Origin of the sequence: Halobacterium sp. KA-6, from assembly GCF_021029015.1 — an archaeon.
In the GTDB taxonomy this organism is placed as follows: Archaea; Halobacteriota; Halobacteria; order Halobacteriales; family Halobacteriaceae; genus Halobacterium.
The window spans coordinates 808,489-826,488 of the sequence record NZ_JAJJZH010000001.1; the positions used below are offsets into that span (position 1 = coordinate 808,489).

Below are 18,000 nucleotides of genomic sequence, written 5' to 3' on the forward strand. Positions count from 1 at the left end.
TACTGGGAGTGCCAAGCCCCCGGGGGACTCCTATCCACGGTCAGATAGGGACTCTCAGGGTTGTTTTTGCCTCAAGGGAGTTCCCCAGACTTCGACGGACTCGGAGTCACCGACGTGTTCACGTAGGCGCCGTCCGGCCCGACGCCGGGCACGTACGCGGCGCCACCCTCGCAATTCCGCAGGTCTGTGCAGAGTTCGCGGTACGGCGTCAACGTCTGGTACTCCCCGTCGGCTCGCTCAATGGGGAACCGGACGCGGTACGCGAACCCCGCGCCGTAGCCGCCGTCGACGTGCGCGTCCAGCACGACACTTACTCCGTCCTCGACCGGTATCGACGTGGTCTCATCGCCGGCCGACAGTCGCATTCGGCCGTCCGCGACCACAAGGTCGACGTTCGCGCGCGACGCGTTCTGTGGCGTGAGCGTAACGTACGTCTCTTCATCGGCCGCCGATAGCGTGAGCGTCACCGTCTCCGTCCACGACGGCAGCCCCAGTTCCGCGTTCACGGTCAGCGAGTCGCCCGATGCGACGTGGATTCGCCGGAGGTCGGAGTCGACGGGGTCGTCGCCGTACGGCGACCACGACCCACGGTAGACGTACCGGTAGAGTACGCGGTCCGGATATTCGGCGGCGATGTCAAGCGGCCGCTCGTCGAGCGCGTAAACAGTGCGCCCGTCGAAGCCCGGACCGTTGCGGAGTGGTTGGAACGGGTGGTTCAGCCAGTCACCGTACGGGTCCGGGAGGAAGACGACGCTGTTCGCGGGCGGCCGCGGCTCGAACGGCTCGTAGGCGGCCTCGTAGTGGTCGGTGAGTTCGGCGTTGTCCCGCACCTGCTCGGCGGTCGCCGACGCCGCCACGCCGCCGAGCGCCGCGCTCGAAACGAGGAGGACGGCGAGCGTGACTGTGACGGCGCGGCTCGTCGAAAGTCGGTTCGTAGCCGCGTCGCGAACACCGTCGGCGGCAGCGAGCACGCCCGCCGCGGCGAACGCGCTCACGGGTACGAGCAGGTCGAAGTGGTAGTACGGCCCGAGCGTCGTAATCAGGCCGTTCGGGTCCTCGACGTCTCCGAGGACGTTGAAGTTCCCCCAGAAGTAGATGTTCCCAACGACGACGGTGACGGCGACGCCCGCGAGCACGGCCTGCTGCCACGACCACCCACGCCGTTGCGTCACGAGCGCGCCGACGGCGGCCAGCGGCACGCCGAGAACGCCGAGTGGCGCCCACTCCGTGACGAACTGTTCGAGGACGCTGGCGTTCGCGCGCAGCGCGAGCCTGGGGGTGTACTGGATTTCGTGGTTCAGTATCTCGCGGCGGCCGAAGCCGAGGCCGTCCAGCGGCGCGAACGCCTGATATGGGAACATCAGCGGGTCACCCGTAACGACGGCGTTGTACGCGAGCGTGACGGCGACGCCGCAGAGACCGAGGCTGGCAGTCGCGACGCGGCGCCGAAATAGCGGGGAGAGGTGGCGATTCTGGAGCGGTTCGCGGAGTGTCCAGACGGCGTGGACGATGAACGGCGTCGCGAACAGGACTGCGGTGTAGGGGCGCGAGAAGAACGCGAGGCCGACCGCGGCCCCCGCGACGGCAGCCCAGCGAGTGCTCCCGGTGCGTTCGGCGCGGAAGTACGCGAGCGCGAACGCGAGGTTCAGCATCGTCGTGGGCGCGTACGGGAGGAAGACGGCGGACTGCACGAGGAACAGCGGCGAGCACAACAGCACCACGGCGGCGAGCAGCCCCGTGCGGTGGTCGAAGGCCTCGCGGACGACGCCGTAGAGGAGCGCGACGTTGGCGGCGGCGACGGCGGGGAGCGCGTACCGATACGCGCCCACAATTTCGCCGAGCGCGTAGAAAACCGGGACGACGGGTGAGTACTTCGAGTAGAGGCCTCGGGGCGAGTCGACGAAGAACCACGGGCGGAACGAGCCCTCGACGGGCGGGTGGAGGAACAGTTTGCCGTCCAGCAGCATCGCTGCCTGCTGGAGGTAGACAGCTTCGTCGTGGTTCGTGGAGTGGTATGGAAAGACGGTAACGGAGAGTGCGTACGCCGCGAGCGCGGCGACAACCGCGAGCGCGGCGGGCGCGAGAAACTGACTGCCGCGGACGCAAGCGACGAGTCGGCGGATGCGCCCGCCCGTCATCCTTGCTTGGGGTACCACGCCAGCGAGTGGTCGGCGACGAGGTCGACGGTGACGGGTTCGCCGACTGTCATGTCCTCAGCGTGGTTGTGGAGGCAACGTACGAGATCGCCGTTGTCCAGTTCGACGTGGTAGATGAACGAGGGGCCGGTGTACTGTCGGCGGACGATTGTGCCGTTGGCGTTGGCTTCGTTCTCGGGGACGGCGCGGAGGTCGTCCGGGCGCACGAGTACGTCAACCATCGCGCCCGCGTAGCCATCCGCGAGCCCCTTCAGGAGGGTGCGGTCGTAGCTCCCTATAGAGGTGTCGACGGTGTCGCTGCCAACGCGCGCGGAGAGGAACCCGGCCTGTCCAAGGAACGACGCGACGAAGCGCGACTCGGGGTGTTCGAACACTTCCTCGGGGTCGCCGATCTGTTCGAGTTGGCCGTCGTTGAGCACTGCAACGCGGTCCGAGATGGAGAGCGCTTCCTCCTGGTCGTGGGTGACGGAGACAGCCGTGACACCGGCCTCCTTGAGGATGCGCCGGACTTCCTCACGCATTTCCACGCGCAGCCGGACGTCCAGATTCGAGAACGGTTCGTCGAGCAGCAGGATGTCGGGTTCGGGCGCAAGGCTGCGCGCGAGTGCGACACGCTGCTGTTGGCCGCCCGAGAGCTGGTCGGGCGAGCGGTCGCCCATCCCGGGCATGTCCACGAGGTCGAGGAGGTCGTCGACGCGCTCGTCGGCGGCGTCGCCGTCGCGGTCGGTGAGCCCGAACGCGACGTTCTCCCGGACCGAGAGGTGGGGGAATAGCGCGAAGTCCTGGAAGACGATGCCGACGCCGCGGGACTCGGCCTCTATGAACGTTGACGGCCCGGCGACTTCCTCGTCCGCCAGCGAGATGACGCCCTCGCTGGGGCGTTCGAGGCCGGCGAGCATGCGTAGCGTCGTCGTCTTCCCGCAGCCCGACGGCCCGAGAAGTGTGAGGAGTTCACCGTCGCGGACGGACAGCGAGAGGTCCGTGACCGCAGTCTCGGAGCCGTACTCCTTGGTCACGCCGTCGAGTTCGAGGACCGCGTCGGCGGCGTCGGTCGGTCCGTCTGTGTCGGGCTCGACCGCCGCGTTCGTCGTGAGTTCGCTGTCAGCCATTGTATCGTTCCTGTGCGAGGATGACGACCATCGAGAGCGCGGACACGCCCACGAGCACGAGCGCGGGTATCGCGGCCGCGCCGTACGAGCCGGCCCCTCTAACGAGCCAGATGTACGAGACGAGGGTTTCAAAGCCTATCGGACTCAGCATTAGCGTCGCTGGAAGCTCCTTCATCGTCGTGAGGAAGACCAGCGCCGCGCCGGCGGCGACGCCGGGCGCGATGAGCGGTAGCGTCACCTTCCGGAACGCGCCGAACGGCGACCGGCCGAGCGTGCGCGCGGCTTCCGTGAGTTTCGGGTCCACCTGTAGAACCGAGGAGCGCACGGTGCCGACCGCTTGCGGGAGGAAGCGCACGACGTACGCGAACACGAGCAGCGGCACAGTCTTGTACAGCGACTGCGCGAACTCCGTGGAGAGGTACAGCAGCGCGAGGCCGACGACGACGCCCGGAACCGCGTAGCCGACGTACGTGAGGCGGTCCGCGAGCGTGGAGAACAGCGATGTCGAGCGCGCGGCGTACCCGGCGACGGGCAGCGCCAGCAGCGAGGCGGCGACGGCGGCGGCGACGGCGACTTTCAGGGAGTTCCACGCGACCGCTGGCTCGAACTCGAAGACCGCGGCGCCGGCCTGCTCGAACCACCACGCGAGCACGCCCAGCGGCACGCCCAGCGAGAGCACGGCGATGCCCGCACAGAACGCCAGCGCGGGCCACTTCCACGCGCCGAGCGTGATTTGGCCGGGCTGGCGGGAGCCCCGGGAGACGTACGACGCGTTGGCGTCGCTCCCGATGCGGGATTCCAACGCGAGCACGACCGCGACCACCGCGAGCAGTTGGAGCGAGAGCAACGCGGGGTAGCCCTCCGGGACGCCGAGACTGCGCTGGGCGACGTAAATCTGCTGCGTGAACACCTCGTAGCGCATGATAGAGGGCGTCCCGAAGTCCGAGAGCGCGTACAGCGCGGCGAGCAGCGCGCCCGCCGTGACGCCGGGCAGAATCTGGGGGACGGTGACGCGCTCGAACGCTTCCCACCGCGAGTGGTTGAGGGTGCGTGCTGCTTCGACGAGCGTGCCGTCGAAGGAGAGCAGCGCGGCCCGCGTGGTGAGGAAGACGTACGGGTACGTGAACAGAATCAGCACGAGCGCGGTGCCGTGGAGCCCGTAGATGGCGGGGATGCGTTCGACGCCCAACGGGGCGAGTGCGTCCGCGAGGTCGCCCTGCGGGCCGAACGCGGAGACAAACGTGAACGCGCCAATATAGCTCGGGACGACCAGGGGGAGCGCTGCGACAACCGTCCAGAACCGCCGCCCCGGGAGGTCGGTTTGGACGGTGAGCACGGCCAGCGGCACGCCGACGAGCACGCAGCCCAGCGTCACCCAGAACACGAGTACGAGGCTGTTGACGAGCACGTCGAGGCTGCCGGTCTCGGTGAGCAGGCCGACGAGGTGGCCGAATCCGTAGTTCGACGCGCGGACGAGTAGGCCGATCAGCGGCAGGGAGACGAACGCCGCGACGGCACCGGCCAGCACTGCGAGCGAGAGCCCCGGCTCGTCGTCGCCGCCGACGGCGTCGCGGAGGCGTGCGAGGCGCTCGCTAACTGCCATCTATGAGAGGATGCCGACGTCCTCTAGGAGTTGGATGGTAGGCTGGACGTCCGACAGCGACTGGAGGTCGAGGTCCGGCGGCGAGAGCTCCTCGATGGTGGGGAGCGGGCCGACGGGTTCGACGCCCTCGATCATCGGGAACGCGAAGCCGCGGGTGGCCAGGAACTCCTGGGCTTCCGCGGAGAGCAGGTGGCGGACGAACAGGTCCGCGAGGTCGGGTTCGCTGGCGCCGTCGAGAACGCTCGCGCCGGCGGTGTTGACGAGGGCGCCGGCGTCGTTCTCGGTGAACGCTAGGTCGAGGGGAGCGTCGGGGGTGTTGGCGAACACGAGCATGGGGTAGTAGTGATTCGTCAGCCCGAGGCCGACTTCGCCGTTTGTGATGCCCTGCGAGACGGTGGCGTACTCGCTGTCATAGCGCGCGGGGTTCTGGTCGAGCATGTTGTTCAGCCACTCGCGCGTGCCGTCCTCGCCGCGAAGCTGGCGCATCGCGGTGACGAACCCGTGGAACGCGCCGTACGTGGGCGCCCAGCCGATGGTGTCGGTGAATCGGTCCTCGGTCGCAATCGCGTCGACGCTGGTGGGAATCTCGGACGCGCTGAATTGGTTCGTGTTGTACGGAATCGCACGCGACCGGCCGGCGACGCCGGCCCACTGGTCGGTCACGAATCGGTCGTCGGCGACCATCGAGGTGGCATCGCTGGAGAGGTCGAGGGTCGCGCTGTTGTCCGCGACGTACGCCAGCGAGCCGGCGTCGACCGACCAGAAGACGTCCGCCTGCGTGGTCCCGCTCTCGTACTCGTCGACGATGACGTTTGCGAGCTGCGAGGACGGCTGCGTCTGGGCCGACGCCTCGAAGCCGTCGTAGTACTGGTTGAGGAGGTCGATGAGCGTGGTGTAGCGGCCGCCCTCGCCGCCGCCGAGGTAGATAGAGAGTTCGCCTTCGAGGTCGGGGAGGTCTTCGATGGAGGTGCCGCCGGGCGCGGGGCGGTCAGAGACGAGTTCGCCGGAGCCGCGGAAGTCCGCGAGTGTCGGCTGGTCGCCGTCACCGCCGCTGCCGCTCCCCCCGTCGCCGAGGATGCCCGTACAGCCTGCGAGTGCGGTCGTCGAAGCTACGCCTGCCGCCGCGAGGAAGCGCCGGCGCGTCTGGCTCTTTCGGTCTCTCATGTGTTGAATTAGGTCGGCCTAAAACTCTTATAACTACCGGTTCCGGTGCCCGCGGCCAGGTCAGTCGTCGGCGGGCGCGGCCGTACGCTGGTCCGCCAGCGCCGCACAGCAGTCCACCCAGTCCAGCAGGTACTCCCCGCACTCCACGAGGAATGCGCCGTTGTTGTACTCCTCATAGTCGCCCTCTACGAGGCGCTCGCCGACCGCACGGGCGACTGCCTCGTAGGAGTCCTCGTCGGGCTCAACGGCCGCGACCTCCTTCCAGAAGTGCTCGTTCAGTTCGAGGCCCGCGACCTCGTTGGCGAGGTCGTCGAACGTCGACCGCGGCGCCTTGTTGTGCTCGCACAGCGGCGCACCGTTGTAGATTTCGCCGCCCACCACGTCGGCCGCGCGCTTCAGGAGCACGCCGCTCCAGATGTCGTCGAAGCGCCCGACCTCCCATGCGTTGTCGTCCATCGGGAACTGGTAGAACGCGGGCACGACCTCGCGGCGGAACGCGAGGTTCATCGAGCACACCGTGAGGTAGTCGCCCTCGGCGGCGACGAAGTCGCGATCGAAGTCCTCGAAGTCCGTGCGCGTCTGAGCCTGCCCCTGTAGGTCGCCGTCCATCAGGATGCGCACCGCGTCGAGGTCCGGGACGTTCGTCCAGAGCCCCTGCGAGGCGACCACGTGGTCCGTCTCGGTCGTGTCGGTCTCGATTTCCTCGTCCATCGCGGCGTAGGGGTACCCGCGCGGGTAGAGGTCCGAGTCGGACTGGTAGAGGACGTTCACCCAGTGCTCGTCCGAGGACACTTCCTCGACTTCGCCTTCGTAGGCGAGATTGTCGAGGTGCGTACCGAAGAAGTCCCACTCGTCGTGAGGGAGCGTGTCGTCGTCGATGAACACGCCGTACTCGAAGTCGTTCGCCCAGAGGTACAGCAGGCCGAACGAGGTCTGGGCGTGACTGGCGGCGGGAATCAGGTGGCTGTACTGTTCGAGGCCCTGCTCGTCGAACCACGCCTCGCGGTCGCTCCCGTCGAAGACGGCGCCGGCGACGCCCTCCTCGTCGAGCATCTCGCGCATTCCGTCGGTGTCACAGAAGTCCTCGGTGACGAGGACGACGAACAGGCGGTCCAGGTCGAAGCCGTGGTCGCGGGCGTTCTGGAAGTACTCCCGCATGCATTCGTACTCACGAATCGTCGGCACGACCACGCAGACGTCTCGGGTCATCGGTTGGTCGCGTCTATTTAGGCCACCCTAAAATGTGTGTCGATGTTTAGGCCGTCCTAAACACTCAGGTGAGGCCGGCGACCGACTGCTGGAGGCGCACCGTCGGCGGCACCAGCAGCCCACCCAAGAGCACCAGAAAAACGTGGAACACGCCGTCTGCGACCGCAGCGGGCGCGAGCAGCGCCAGCGCCTCGGCGGCCGCCACGCCGGTCGCACACACCAACACGAGCAGCAGGTGGCGGCGCAGACTGTCCAACGCGGTCCCGTGCGCCAGCGTCTCCAGGCGCTCGCTGAAGGCCACGCCGTACGCCGCGAACCCGAGCGCGCCGAGCGCCTTCACGCCCGCCGCCACCGCCGGCTGGTCGATGAGCAACACGACCAGCCACTCCGCGGCGATGACGACCACGAACCCGAATTCGAGCCGCCTGACTCGGTCCAGCGAGACCGCGCGCTCCTCGGGCGACGGCGCGAGCGCGCTGTTGAAGTACACCTCCCGCAGCGCGAACGTGAGGAACGCGATGCCGACCAAAAGCGAGACGTCCGCGAACGCGCGCACCACGCTCGCGTCCCACACGGTCAGCACGAGGCCGAGCACGCCGAACGCCGCGAACGCAAGCCCGAAGTAGGTGAGGTATCCCCAGAAGTCGTCGTACCCCTCCAGCCGGTCGAAAGCGTAGTTTTGGATGGCGTAGTACGTGAACGCCAGCCCGGCGACGACGACGATGCCGTAGCCCGCGAACGCGACCGCCGACAACGTCTCCGCCGCGGTCATCCGCCCACCCCGTCGAGGCCGGCGGCGAAGTCGTCGAGCGCGCGCTGGAAGTCCAGCACGGTCGCGAACCGCGCGCGCTTCTCCGGCGCCAGCGCCCGCGCGAACAGGTCGTCGGCGCTCTCTGGCAGCGCCGGGTTCTGTTCGGACGCCGGAATCCGCCCGTCGTCGCTACCCGGTGGCTCGCCGGTCAGCAGGAAGTACGTCAGCGCGCCCAGCCCGTAGACGTCCGTCGCCTGGTCGAAGCGGCCGTACGTCTCCGGGTCGTGGTGCTCGGGGGCCGCGAACGCGGGCGGAATCGGCGGCGTCCGGCCTGCGCTGGCGGCGTGTGCGAACCCCCAGTCGCCGAGCAGCGGCGCGTCCCACGTCCGCGCGCCCGTCTCCACGAACCGCACCGCGCCCGGGTGGATGCCGCCGTGGACGACGCCCCGCGAGTGGGCGTGACTGACCGCGCGCGTGAGGGCGCTGGCGTCCCAGACAGCCTCCGCGAGCGTCGTCGGGGCGCCGCGGCCGTCGAGCGCCTCGCCGTCGTCGTAGCGCGTCGCCAGCCAGCGCGCGCCGTAGCCGAGCACGGCGACCACGTGGTCGTGGTCGTCTACGCCCGCCCACTGTTCGACGGCGTCCGCGAACGCCGACGTGACCGCGCTCTCGTCGGCGTGCAGTCGCCGCACCGTGGCCAGCCCGTGTTCGAGCACGTCCTCGTCGACGTCCGCGCGGTAGTCCGTCGTCAGCACGCCCTCGCGGAGTTTCAGGTTCGGCGAGACGTCCTCCGCGTCGAGGGTCACGTCCGGCGGGTCCGGAATCTCAGCTGGCGGCCCTGCCTCGGGCTCGTCGCCCTCGGTCTCCTCGCTACGGACCGGCGCGTTCTGCCCGAAGGAGACGTGAATCGGTCGCGAGCGGTCGTCGTCGGCGTTCACCGTAACTACGGAGACGCCGTCGGGGAACAGGTCCGCGTACGCCGGGTGCGAGCGCACGACCATCGGGTAGCCGGCGTCCTCCGCGCGCTCCGCGATGGCCGCGGTCACCTCGGCGACCGCCTGCTTCGCGTACCGCTGCACGAGCGCGTCCTCGGACTGCGTGAGCGGCGCAATCGCCGACAGGCCCGTCGACGCCCGCGCCGGGTAGGACTTCGTGACGCCTACGAGCGCGACCACGCCGTTCTGCCGGACGAGCGGGTCGTCTGCTCGCGTCAGCGAGACGAGGTCGGAGAACTCCACGGAGAGCGCGTCGGGCTGGCGATCGGCGAGTTCCGCGAGCACCCACGTCGCGCCCCGTCGCACCCACACGTCGTCGTCCTCAACCGCGTCGCGGATGTCGTCGAGGACGGCGCGGACCTCGGTCGGCTCGGTGGTGACGGCCTCCACGAGCCGCCACGCGGCACCCGCGCGCTCGTCGGGGTCGTCGCTGTGGAGGCGCTCGGCGAGTTCCTCGACGCCGTCGGCGTCCACGGACTGCCTGAGCGCGGCGACGCGCTCCTCGTCGACCGAGCCGTCTGTGTGGCGTTCCATGCGCGTTGCTATCGAGCCAACTTCGCCGGCACCCGCATTGAACCTTCGGCTTCCCCCGGTGGTTTTGCTGTCCCGGTTCCTCTCGCCCGGGGAGCATACGAACCCGCAAGTTGCCTCCGTGGGTCGGTAAGCGATACCCCCAGCGCGAGGAAACCCCGGCGTTCACGCCGGGAGGATGTCATAGCCAGCGGGAGAACACGGACTCGTCCGTGTCGCGGTGGACGGTCAGGACTGGGCCGGATTCGCCGTCCTGTTCGACTTCGTCGGTCGTCGACCCGAAGAGGAACCGCCTGAGTCGCCCCTTCTCGGGCGCGCCCAGCACCGTCACGTCGTGGTAGCCGGCGTGCTCGATAATTTCGTCGGCGGGCTCGGCGGCCTCGACGACGTGGTGGTCGACTTCGACGTCGTCGCCCAGCCGGTGCTCGTAGGCATCCAGCAGCGCGTCGGCGTCCCCTCGCTCGGCCTCGCTGGCGTCCTCGTCGACGACGTGGAACAGCTCTATCCAGCAGCCGGAGGCGCGCGCAATCGCCTCCGCGATGCGCGTCGCCAGCCCCGAGTGTGGCCCCTTCGCCACCGGCACGAGGATGCTGGACGGCGATTCGAAGGTGTCCATGCGCGTCCCAACGACGTTGTGACACCCCGACGCGACCGTCTGCTCGTCGCGGCCCCGCGAGAAGAAGCCCCGTTCTTCGCGGTCGACGACCGTCGCCGTTATCGAGTGCGAATCGACGAACGTGTCGAGGACTCGGTTCGAGAAGTCGTCCTCGAACTGCGCGACGGGGATGTCGAACTCTTCGCGGACCGCCAGCTTCAGTTCCGCCTCGTCGCGCAACTCGTTCGCGTCCGCCAGCCCGCCCGCTTCAGTCGCGTGCAGGATGTACAGTTCGCCGTCACTCCCGAACGTGATGCTTGCACCGAGGAGGCTCGTCTCCGTCCGGTTCGCGGCTTCGCAGAACGGCACAAGGATGCGCTGCTCGTCGGCCGGCCAGTCGACGCCCTCGTGGTCGAGGACCTGCGGCCACGGTCGGTCGCCGGAGTTGATGCTCATGGATGGGGCGTTCGGCCGACGGAGTGATAAATTATCGCCGTCGTCGCCACGGTTCTGAGATGTTATACGGATTTTGTTCGTCCAGATTTTCCTATAATATCAGGATAGAAAGACAGTATTTCGAGCGTAGTTCAAACGTATATATTGTAATAACGAGATTTAGTTTTCGAGCGGTAAGAAACATATGTGCGGACGTGGAACGGGGAGACGATGGAAGGTAACGATTCGAGCCCCCTCGAACCCCGCGAGGACGCCGGTCGGTTCCAGTACCTCTTCGAGCACGTGCAGGACGCCGTCGTGGAGTTCGAATTGGACGGCGAGGAGCCCATCGTCGCGACGGTCAACGACTCGTTCTGCGAGATGTTCGGCGTGGACCGCGAGGCGGTCGTGGGCGCGCCGCTGAACGACCTCATCGTTCCGAGCGAGCGGGTAACTGAGAGCAACCGCTTCGACCAGCGTACCGCCGCGGGCAAGTCGAACTACGCCATCGTCGACCGGCGCACCGAGGACGGCCTCAAGACACTGCTCTACCGCGGCATCCCCTTCGACGGCGGCGACAGCGGGTTCGCGCTCTACACCGACCTCACCGACGAGATTCGCCAGGAGCGCGAATTGGCGGTGCTCAACCGCGTGCTCCGGTACAACCTCTCCGAGGAAGTCGACGCCTTGCTCGACCACGCCGAGGCCCTCGCCGAGAACGTCGAGAACCCCAAACTGGCCGACACCGCGCGGGAAATCCAGGAGCGCGCGCTCGCGCTCGACCGCACCAGCGAGGAAGCGAGGGACGTCGAGCGCGTGCTGGACGCCGACCCCGACCTGGAGCCGACCGACCTCGGCGACGTGGTGTGGGCGGCGCTTGACGACGTGCCGCTGGTCGACTACGCGGACGTGACCGTCGACGTCGAGGACGCGCCGCAAGTCATGTCCGGCGGCCACCTCGACCGCGCGGTCGCCGCGCTCGTCGACAACGCGATTCGCTACACCGACGACGAGACGCCGCGCGTCCAAATTACCGCACGTCGGATCGACGGCGCGGTCGCGCTGACAGTGAGCGACGACGGGCCCGGCCTCCCAGACAAGGAGCGGCGGCTCCTCACGGGCGACGTCGACCTGACGCCGCTCGACCACGGAAACGGGCTCGGGCTGTGGCTGGTCCGGTGGATTGCGACGGCCTACGACGGCGCCGTCACCTACGAAGAGCGTGCGAGCGGCGGGAGCGACGTCACGCTCGAACTCCGCGCCGCGCCGGAGCCTTGACCAAGGAAGAGAGTGGGTTGAGACGTATTCGAGGCCGCGAACCCGAGCATACCACCGTGCAGCGGCGACATTTCACGTCCGGCCGCGTGTCGGCGCGAACGTGAAAGCGTAAAGACCCCGCTCCGAGACGGTGGGGGTATGGACCGCGTAGCAATCATCGGTGCGTCGATGACGACGTTCGGCGACCGCGACGCGTGGGTGCGGGAGTTGCTGGCGGAGGCCGGCGACGCCGCCCTGCGGGACGCGGGCGTGGACGGCGACGACCTCGACCACCTCTACGTCTCGAACATGGCCAGCGGCGAGTTCGAGGGACAGACCGGCGTCCCGAACGCGCTCGCCCACGACCTCGGCGCGCTCGGCGCGTACACGCAACGCGTCGACCAGACGAGCGCCTCCGGCGGCGCGGGCATCTACGCCGCGTGGCAGTCCGTCGCCTCCGGCGCGAGCGACATGACGCTGCTCGTCGGCGGCGAGAAGATGACCCACAAGACCACCGGCGAGGCGACCGACGTCATCGCCAGCCTCACGCACCCCGTGGAGTACAAACACGGCGTCACGCTCCCGAGTTTCGCGGGCCTCACCGCGCGCAAGTACCTCGACGAGTACGACGCGCCCCGCGAGAGCCTCGGGAAGGTCGCCGTGAAGAACCACCGCAACGGCGTGGACAACCCCCACGCGCAGTTCCGCAAGGAAGTCGACCTGGAGACGGTCCTGGACTCGCCCATCGTCGCGGACCCGCTCCGGCTGTACGACTTCTGCCCCATCACGGACGGCAGTTCCGCGCTCCTGTTCTGTCCGGAGTCCGTCGCCGAGGAGTACGCAGACGACTACGTCGTCGTCTCCGGCATCGGCGGCGCGACGGACACTCACGTCGTCCACGAGCGCGAGGACCCGACGACGATGCAGGGCGTCGTGGAATCCTCCGAAATCGCCTACGAGATGGCCGACCGCGGCCCCGAGGACGTCGACTTCGCGGAGCTCCACGACATGTTCACGATTCTGGAGTTCCTCCAGAGCGAGGACCTCGGCTTCTTCGAGAAGGGCGAGGGCTGGAAGGCGGTTGAGGAGGGCGTCACCGAACGCGACGGCGACCTCCCCATCAACACTTCTGGGGGACTCAAATCGAAGGGCCACCCGCTCGGCGCGAGCGGCGTCGCACAGGCGTACGAACTCTACGTGCAGTTGCTCGGCGACGCGGGCGACCGACAGGTCGAGGGCGACGTCGGCCTCGCTTGCAACGTTGGCGGCTTCGGCAACTGCGTGACCACCACCATCCTCGAACAGCCATGAGCTTCGACGCACACCGCTGCCCGAACGGCCACGTCACGTACCCCGGACACACGCGCTGCCCGGAGTGCGGGGAAGAACAGACCGAGACCGTCGACCTCGCCGACCGCACCGCCACGGTCGTCACGTGGACGACCTCCACGGCGACGCCGCCGGGCGTCCGCGAGCCCAACCACCTCGCAATCGTCGAGTTCGAGGTGCAGGGTGAGAGCGTGCGCGCGCTCGGCCAACTCACGACCGCCGACGGCGTCGAAATCGGCGACGACGTCGAACCGGTCTACGAGGACGAGCTACGCGACCCCGAAGCGGGCATCCGCGAGCCCGACAGCCAAGCGTGGGACGGCTACCGGTTCGAGCCGGCATAACTGCTCAGACCCACTCGGGGGTCGCGTCGCTGACGACCGCACCGAGCTTCTCGACGCCGCCGTCGAGGAACGACCGCACGGAGCCGAGGATGTCCCCGACGAAGTCCGGCACGGGCTCGGGCAGGTCGGTAGGCGGGCCGGCCGCCGCGACGTTCGTGAAGTCGATGCCGACGGTCGCGAGTGTGTCGACGAGTTCCATCATCACGCTCGGGTCTGAGAGTGCGACGTACAAGAGTGGGCGAGTCGCTGGGCCCGGATTTCGCTCGGTTTCAGCCGAATTAGCGCGGGTAGACGATGGATTCCGTCGCGTGCAGTTCTGACGCCCGTTTCGGAGCAGCATCTACTCGGGGACTACGTCGTCCCCATCGAGCCCGCGGTCTAGAACGCGCGGTGGTACTGGACTGGGACGTCGACCGCCTCCTCGCGGTCGAGTTCCTTCGCGGCGTGCAGCGGGAAGTAGGGGTCGCGGAGGAACTCGCGGCCGACGATGGCGAGGTCCGCGCGGTCGTTGCGGATGATGGCGTCGGCCTGCTCGGCGGACGTGATGCCACCGACAGTGCCGACCTTCACGTCGGTGTCGCGCTCGTTCCGGATGTGTTCGGCGAAGCGGAGCTGGTAGTTCGGGCCGGTCCACTCGATGTTCTGGTCGGGGTGGATGCCGCCCGAGGAGACGTCGACGAGGTCCGCGCCGACTTCGTAGAGGTCGTCGGCGAGGCGGGAGGACTGCTCGACGTCCCAGGAGTCGCGGTCGTCGAGCCAGTCAGTCGCGGAGATGCGCACGAAGACGGCTTTGTCCTCGCCCATCTCCTCGCGGACGGCTTCCGTGACCTCGCGGACGATGCGGGTGCGGTTCTCGAAGCTCCCGCCGTACTCGTCGTCGCGGTCGTTGGTCACCGGGGAGAGGAACTCGTGGAGGAGGTAGCCGTGGGCGGCGTGGACTTCCGCGATTTCGAAGCCGGCTTCCCGGGAGCGGCGGGCGGCCTCGCGGAACGACTCGATGACCTCGTCGATTCCGTCCGAATCGAGGGCTTCGGTCGCGGGCGGCTCCTGCTCGTAGGGCCACGGCTCGTCGGAGGGGCCGACGACAGTCCAGCCGCCGTCCTCGGGGTGGACTGGTTCGGAGCCCTCCCACGGGCGGGACTTCGAGCCCTTCCGACCGGCGTGCGCGAGCTGGATGCCGGGCGTCGCGCCCTGGGACTTCACGAAGTCGACGATGGGTTCGAGGGCGTCGCGGTGCTCGTCGCTCCAGATGCCGAGGTCCTCGGGCGTGATGCGGCCGCGGGACTCGACGGCGGTGGCTTCGGTCATCACGATGCCAGCGCCGCCGGTGGCGCGCGAGCCCAGGTGGACGCGGTGCCAGTCCGTGGCGAGGCCGTCGCGGGCGTCGACGGAGTACTGGCACATCGGGGACACGACGAACCGATTCCGGGCGGTCACGTCTCGCAACTCCAGCGGCGAGAACACGTCGTCTGTCATCGCGTGCCCGTAGCGCTGCCGGGGGTTTATCGACGGTGGCCGAGGGGCTGCTTGCCGGCTTCGCGTCCGGCGGCGGATTTTCTCACGCGAAGAAAACCCACAATATTTATCGATTTGGTTGGCGTGCGTACACGTACGATGTCAGACGGTTCAACGGCGCGTGGGTGGGTCGACGACCCGGCCACCTTCACGGCCGCCCTCGACGACCTCAAGTCCACGGGGTGTCTCCTCCTCGTCCTCGAAGCCGGCGGCAGCGACGCCGGCGGTGCCGGCTGCCGGCGGCTCCTCGGCAGCAGCGACGAGGAGCGCAAGCGCCTGCTCGTTCGCAGCGAGACCGACACGCACACGACCAGTTCCACGCCGACCGACGACCCCGACGAGCGCACCGTCGTCTACCGGTCCACAGCCCGCGATGCGGCCGCCGCAGCCCCGCCGTCACCGTCGCTGCCGGCGACCACGGTCGCCTCGGACGTGAACGCGCTCGGCGACGCCGTCGAGGACGAAGTCGAATCGCTCGCGCCGCTGGGCGGCTACGAGTCCGGCCAGCTCCGCGTCTGCGTGGACGCGCTCGGCACGCTCCTCGAAGACGACGGCCTCCTCAGCGTCCTCGAATTCACGAAGACGCTCGGAACGGCCGTCCGTGAACGCGACGGCATCGCGCACTTCCACGTCGGCCAACACGTCCCCGGCATCGCGGTCGAAGGACTACTGGGGCAGTTCGACGCGGTCGTCGAAGTCGGCGGCGACGACGACCCGCGGCAGCGCTGGCACCTCCCCGACGAGTCGCTATCCACGCGCTGGTTGGAACTCTAGTCTTCTTCCTCCAGCTCCGACAACTCCTCCTCTTCAGACTCTTCGAGTTCCATTCCCTCGGCTTCCGGCGCGTAGTACTCGTCTTCGCCCTCCTCGGCTTCCTCGCGCTCTTCGCCTTCTTTCTCGCCGGCGACCTCGATTTCGGCTTCCACCTCGATGGAGACGCCCGGCGCGTCCAATTCCGCTTCGAACTCCTCCTCGTCGCCGGCTTCGACTTCGAGTTCGGTCGAGTCGACTTCCACTTCGACCTCGGTGTCGACGTACGTGTCAGGCATACCTGAGTCCACACCACGACGACTGGTAAACGGTGTGGCCGGCCGCGGCGCTGTCGGCTGTGAAAAGACTGCAGGAGAGCGGAGCCCTTAGAAGGTTTCGCGGTGGAGGACGTCGTCGACGTCGCGGCGCGGCAGGCGCTCGGGCTCGTCGCCGCCGCTCGGGCCGACCGCAATCAGGACGACCGGAATCGTGTCCTTGGGGAGGTCGACGAAGTCTGCAGCAGCCTCAAAATCGAAGCCAGTCATCGGCGTGGCGGTGAGGCCGCGGGCGTGCACGGACAGCAGGATGTTCTCCGCGGCGAGGGAGGCGTTGCGAATCGCGTAGTCGCGGCCCGCGCGGTCGGACTCGTAGCCGGCGACGGTCTGTTCTTTCATCGCCTCGCCGGTCTCGGCGTCGACGCGGCCGGCTTCGACCCACTCGTCGAAGACGCGGTCGGCGGTCTTCGGCTCGGTGTGGCCGGCGACGAGAATCGCCGTGCCGGCCTCTGCGATGTGCTCTTGGCCGTTCGCAATCTCGACGAGTTCGTCGAGGCGGTCGTCGTCCTGAATCGCGACGAAGTCCCACGGCTGGAGGTTGAACGAGGAGGGCGCGAGCGTCGCGTCCTCGACGATTGCTTCCAGGGTCTCGTCGTCGACGTCCTCACTGGGGTCGAAATTGTGCCCGGAGCGGCGGCTTCGTAGCGCCTCGATGGCGGCGTCGGTTCGCGACTGCTGGCTGGCTTCTGACATCGGCTTACGATACGTTACCCGTACGGAGGGGGCTGGCGGTCCCAGCGCGTCCCGCCGATTGGAGTGCGTGAGCGCGCAACACGTCCAAACTGTCTCACACGTCGCAGACGGCGAAGGCACGCCACCTCGACCACCGACATCACTATCCCGTTCGCTTGACTACCCGTTCGCCGATGGTGGACGCTCACCCGTTCTCCGGCGAGCCGGCGACCACGCGGGAAGCGATCATGCAGGCGACGTTCCGCGCGCTCCGCGAGCATGGCTACGCGGGGTTGACGATTCAGCGAATTGGCGATCACTTTGAGAAAAGCAAGTCGCTGCTCTACCACCACTACGACAGCAAGGACGAACTCCTCTTGGAGTTTCTGGCGTACATGCTCGCGGAATTCGAGCAGGCTGCACCTGATGACGACCTGCCGCCGCGCGAGCGTCTCGACGCGATTCTCGACCACGTGCTCGCGGTGAAACTCCCCGACGACCGGCGGGAGTTCACGAGGGCGATGGTCGAACTCCGCGCGCAGGCCGCCCACGATGAGCGCTATCGCGACCATTTCACGCGTAGCGACGACTCGCTGCACGACGAAATCGCGGGCATCGTCCGCGAAGGCGTCGAGTCGGGCGAATTCCGCGACCTCGACCCCGACGATGTCGCGTCGTTCCTGTTGACGCTCGTGAATGGCGCGATGTTTCAGCGAGTCACTGCCGAGGAGACGCGCACGGAAGCGGTCCGCGACGAAGTCGACGCCTACCTCGAATCGCAGCTGCTGGCCGAGGAGTAGGGCGGGCGAGGCGCGTTAGAACGTGATAATCTCGTAGTCGTCGTCGACGAGCGAGCGGATGCTTGGGTGGCCGTCGTGTTCGTCGACGGTGACGACGCCCGCGTCCTCGATGGCTTCGTCGACCCCGAACGCGCCCGAGCAGTGGTCACATGCGGAGCTGTCGTCCTTGACCGTGGCGTAGAGGTGGTGGTAGTCGTGGTCGGGGTCTTCGAGTTCGGGAATCCACTGCGTGCCCGCGCCGTCGAAGATGAGTTCGAGGTCGTCCTCGGGGTTCTCGGCGAACTCGCGGGCGGCTTCGAGGCCGTTGACGAGCCGGCCGAGGTCGCTGTGGGATTCGGTGCCTGCCAGAATTACGATTGCGGCATTCGTCATTACACTCCGACCCACGAGCGCCGGTCAGAAAAGGTCGCGCGAACGTCTCAGTAACGAGGTTACGGGACAGTAATCCCGGGA

At 68.0% G+C, this 18,000-nt stretch carries 18 protein-coding genes; 5 read left to right on the forward strand and 13 right to left on the reverse strand.

Annotated features, from left to right (window positions below; genetic code table 11):
• Nucleotides 1–71: 71 nt before the first annotated feature.
• The 8 genes from LPA46_RS04455 to LPA46_RS04490 all read right to left on the reverse strand — a co-directional run bounded on the left by LPA46_RS04455 (nt 72) and on the right by LPA46_RS04490 (nt 10,566).
• Nucleotides 72–2,138: a DUF7846 domain-containing protein gene (locus tag LPA46_RS04455; RefSeq protein WP_230891561.1), complete on the reverse strand. Its 2,067-nt coding sequence runs from the start codon at nt 2,136–2,138 to the stop codon at nt 72–74.
• The gene (locus LPA46_RS04460; protein ID WP_230891562.1) at nt 2,135–3,265 is read right to left on the reverse strand and encodes an ABC transporter ATP-binding protein; all 1,131 of its coding nucleotides are present in this window, start codon (nt 3,263–3,265) and stop codon (nt 2,135–2,137) included. Before LPA46_RS04460 ends, LPA46_RS04455 begins: the two co-directional genes overlap by 4 nt.
• Nucleotides 3,258–4,868 carry an ABC transporter permease gene (locus LPA46_RS04465; protein WP_230891563.1) on the reverse strand — a complete coding sequence of 537 codons (1,611 nt, stop codon included), beginning with the start codon at nt 4,866–4,868 and terminating at the stop codon, nt 3,258–3,260. Before LPA46_RS04465 ends, LPA46_RS04460 begins: the two co-directional genes overlap by 8 nt.
• The gene (locus tag LPA46_RS04470) at nt 4,869–6,032 is read right to left on the reverse strand and encodes an extracellular solute-binding protein (protein ID WP_230891564.1); all 1,164 of its coding nucleotides are present in this window, start codon (nt 6,030–6,032) and stop codon (nt 4,869–4,871) included.
• 60 nt (nt 6,033–6,092) lie between these two features.
• Nucleotides 6,093–7,241: an alpha-1 4-glucan-protein synthase gene (locus LPA46_RS04475; RefSeq protein WP_230891565.1), complete on the reverse strand. Its 1,149-nt coding sequence runs from the start codon at nt 7,239–7,241 to the stop codon at nt 6,093–6,095.
• 64 nt (nt 7,242–7,305) lie between these two features.
• Nucleotides 7,306–8,013, reverse strand: a complete 708-nt coding sequence (locus LPA46_RS04480; RefSeq protein WP_230891566.1) for a hypothetical protein — start codon at nt 8,011–8,013, stop codon at nt 7,306–7,308.
• Nucleotides 8,010–9,518, reverse strand: coding sequence for a protein kinase (locus LPA46_RS04485; protein ID WP_230891567.1), 1,509 nt, complete (start codon nt 9,516–9,518; stop codon nt 8,010–8,012). The genes LPA46_RS04480 and LPA46_RS04485 overlap by 4 nt, the downstream gene beginning before the upstream one ends.
• Nucleotides 9,519–9,696: 178 nt before the next feature.
• On the reverse strand, nt 9,697–10,566 hold the full coding sequence (locus tag LPA46_RS04490; RefSeq protein WP_230891568.1) for a universal stress protein: 870 nt from the start codon (nt 10,564–10,566) through the stop codon (nt 9,697–9,699).
• A 186-nt stretch (nt 10,567–10,752) separates the two neighbouring features.
• Between LPA46_RS04490 and LPA46_RS04495 the strand changes: the two genes are divergently transcribed.
• The 3 genes from LPA46_RS04495 (at nt 10,753) to LPA46_RS04505 (ending at nt 13,475) form a co-directional block, all read left to right on the forward strand.
• Nucleotides 10,753–11,823 (forward strand): PAS domain-containing sensor histidine kinase, encoded by a 1,071-nt coding sequence (locus tag LPA46_RS04495; RefSeq protein ID WP_230891569.1) that lies wholly within the window; start codon nt 10,753–10,755, stop codon nt 11,821–11,823.
• 138 nt (nt 11,824–11,961) lie between these two features.
• Nucleotides 11,962–13,113, forward strand: coding sequence for a thiolase C-terminal domain-containing protein (locus LPA46_RS04500; protein ID WP_230891570.1), 1,152 nt, complete (start codon nt 11,962–11,964; stop codon nt 13,111–13,113).
• Complete coding sequence (locus LPA46_RS04505) at nt 13,110–13,475, forward strand: Zn-ribbon domain-containing OB-fold protein (protein ID WP_230891571.1); 366 nt, start codon at nt 13,110–13,112, stop codon at nt 13,473–13,475. The genes LPA46_RS04500 and LPA46_RS04505 overlap by 4 nt, the downstream gene beginning before the upstream one ends.
• A gap of 4 nt (nt 13,476–13,479) precedes the next feature.
• Here LPA46_RS04505 and LPA46_RS04510 read toward each other — a convergent pair whose 3' ends face one another.
• Entirely contained in the window at nt 13,480–13,677 is a 198-nt protein-coding gene (locus tag LPA46_RS04510) for a hypothetical protein (RefSeq protein ID WP_230891572.1), read from the reverse strand.
• Nucleotides 13,678–13,853: 176 nt separating this feature from the next.
• The gene (locus LPA46_RS04515) at nt 13,854–14,951 is read right to left on the reverse strand and encodes an NADH:flavin oxidoreductase/NADH oxidase (RefSeq protein WP_230891573.1); all 1,098 of its coding nucleotides are present in this window, start codon (nt 14,949–14,951) and stop codon (nt 13,854–13,856) included.
• A 138-nt stretch (nt 14,952–15,089) separates the two neighbouring features.
• On the opposite strand from LPA46_RS04515, the gene LPA46_RS04520 reads away from it, so the two are divergent.
• Nucleotides 15,090–15,764: a DUF7504 family protein gene (locus LPA46_RS04520; protein ID WP_230891574.1), complete on the forward strand. Its 675-nt coding sequence runs from the start codon at nt 15,090–15,092 to the stop codon at nt 15,762–15,764.
• Here LPA46_RS04520 and LPA46_RS04525 read toward each other — a convergent pair.
• Complete coding sequence (locus LPA46_RS04525; protein ID WP_230891575.1) at nt 15,761–16,039, reverse strand: hypothetical protein; 279 nt, start codon at nt 16,037–16,039, stop codon at nt 15,761–15,763. The two genes, LPA46_RS04520 and LPA46_RS04525, sit on opposite strands and share 4 nt — an antisense overlap.
• A gap of 87 nt (nt 16,040–16,126) precedes the next feature.
• Nucleotides 16,127–16,768 carry a nitroreductase family protein gene (locus LPA46_RS04530; protein ID WP_230891576.1) on the reverse strand — a complete coding sequence of 214 codons (642 nt, stop codon included), beginning with the start codon at nt 16,766–16,768 and terminating at the stop codon, nt 16,127–16,129.
• Between the two features lie 173 nt (nt 16,769–16,941).
• Between LPA46_RS04530 and LPA46_RS04535 the strand changes: the two genes are divergently transcribed.
• Complete coding sequence (locus tag LPA46_RS04535; RefSeq protein WP_230888603.1) at nt 16,942–17,547, forward strand: TetR/AcrR family transcriptional regulator; 606 nt, start codon at nt 16,942–16,944, stop codon at nt 17,545–17,547.
• A gap of 15 nt (nt 17,548–17,562) precedes the next feature.
• Here LPA46_RS04535 and LPA46_RS04540 read toward each other — a convergent pair whose 3' ends face one another.
• Nucleotides 17,563–17,919 carry a hypothetical protein gene (locus LPA46_RS04540; protein WP_230888604.1) on the reverse strand — a complete coding sequence of 119 codons (357 nt, stop codon included), beginning with the start codon at nt 17,917–17,919 and terminating at the stop codon, nt 17,563–17,565.
• Nucleotides 17,920–18,000 lie beyond the last annotated feature (81 nt).

What these genes read in the sequence shown, in the direction of transcription:
- LPA46_RS04455 (WP_230891561.1), bottom strand. Translation starts at nt 2,138, where the DNA reads ATGACGGGCGGGCGCATCCGCCGACTCGTCGCTTGCGTCCGCGGCAGT.
- LPA46_RS04460 (WP_230891562.1), bottom strand. Translation starts at nt 3,265, where the DNA reads ATGGCTGACAGCGAACTCACGACGAACGCGGCGGTCGAGCCCGACACA.
- LPA46_RS04465 (WP_230891563.1), bottom strand. Translation starts at nt 4,868, where the DNA reads ATGGCAGTTAGCGAGCGCCTCGCACGCCTCCGCGACGCCGTCGGCGGC.
- LPA46_RS04470 (WP_230891564.1), bottom strand. Translation starts at nt 6,032, where the DNA reads ATGAGAGACCGAAAGAGCCAGACGCGCCGGCGCTTCCTCGCGGCGGCA.
- LPA46_RS04475 (WP_230891565.1), bottom strand. Translation starts at nt 7,241, where the DNA reads ATGACCCGAGACGTCTGCGTGGTCGTGCCGACGATTCGTGAGTACGAA.
- LPA46_RS04480 (WP_230891566.1), bottom strand. Translation starts at nt 8,013, where the DNA reads ATGACCGCGGCGGAGACGTTGTCGGCGGTCGCGTTCGCGGGCTACGGC.
- LPA46_RS04485 (WP_230891567.1), bottom strand. Translation starts at nt 9,518, where the DNA reads ATGGAACGCCACACAGACGGCTCGGTCGACGAGGAGCGCGTCGCCGCG.
- LPA46_RS04490 (WP_230891568.1), bottom strand. Translation starts at nt 10,566, where the DNA reads ATGAGCATCAACTCCGGCGACCGACCGTGGCCGCAGGTCCTCGACCAC.
- LPA46_RS04500 (WP_230891570.1), top strand. Translation starts at nt 11,962, where the DNA reads ATGGACCGCGTAGCAATCATCGGTGCGTCGATGACGACGTTCGGCGAC.
- LPA46_RS04505 (WP_230891571.1), top strand. Translation starts at nt 13,110, where the DNA reads ATGAGCTTCGACGCACACCGCTGCCCGAACGGCCACGTCACGTACCCC.
- LPA46_RS04510 (WP_230891572.1), bottom strand. Translation starts at nt 13,677, where the DNA reads ATGATGGAACTCGTCGACACACTCGCGACCGTCGGCATCGACTTCACG.
- LPA46_RS04515 (WP_230891573.1), bottom strand. Translation starts at nt 14,951, where the DNA reads ATGACAGACGACGTGTTCTCGCCGCTGGAGTTGCGAGACGTGACCGCC.
- LPA46_RS04520 (WP_230891574.1), top strand. Translation starts at nt 15,090, where the DNA reads ATGTCAGACGGTTCAACGGCGCGTGGGTGGGTCGACGACCCGGCCACC.
- LPA46_RS04525 (WP_230891575.1), bottom strand. Translation starts at nt 16,039, where the DNA reads ATGCCTGACACGTACGTCGACACCGAGGTCGAAGTGGAAGTCGACTCG.
- LPA46_RS04530 (WP_230891576.1), bottom strand. Translation starts at nt 16,768, where the DNA reads ATGTCAGAAGCCAGCCAGCAGTCGCGAACCGACGCCGCCATCGAGGCG.
- LPA46_RS04535 (WP_230888603.1), top strand. Translation starts at nt 16,942, where the DNA reads ATGGTGGACGCTCACCCGTTCTCCGGCGAGCCGGCGACCACGCGGGAA.
- LPA46_RS04540 (WP_230888604.1), bottom strand. Translation starts at nt 17,919, where the DNA reads ATGACGAATGCCGCAATCGTAATTCTGGCAGGCACCGAATCCCACAGC.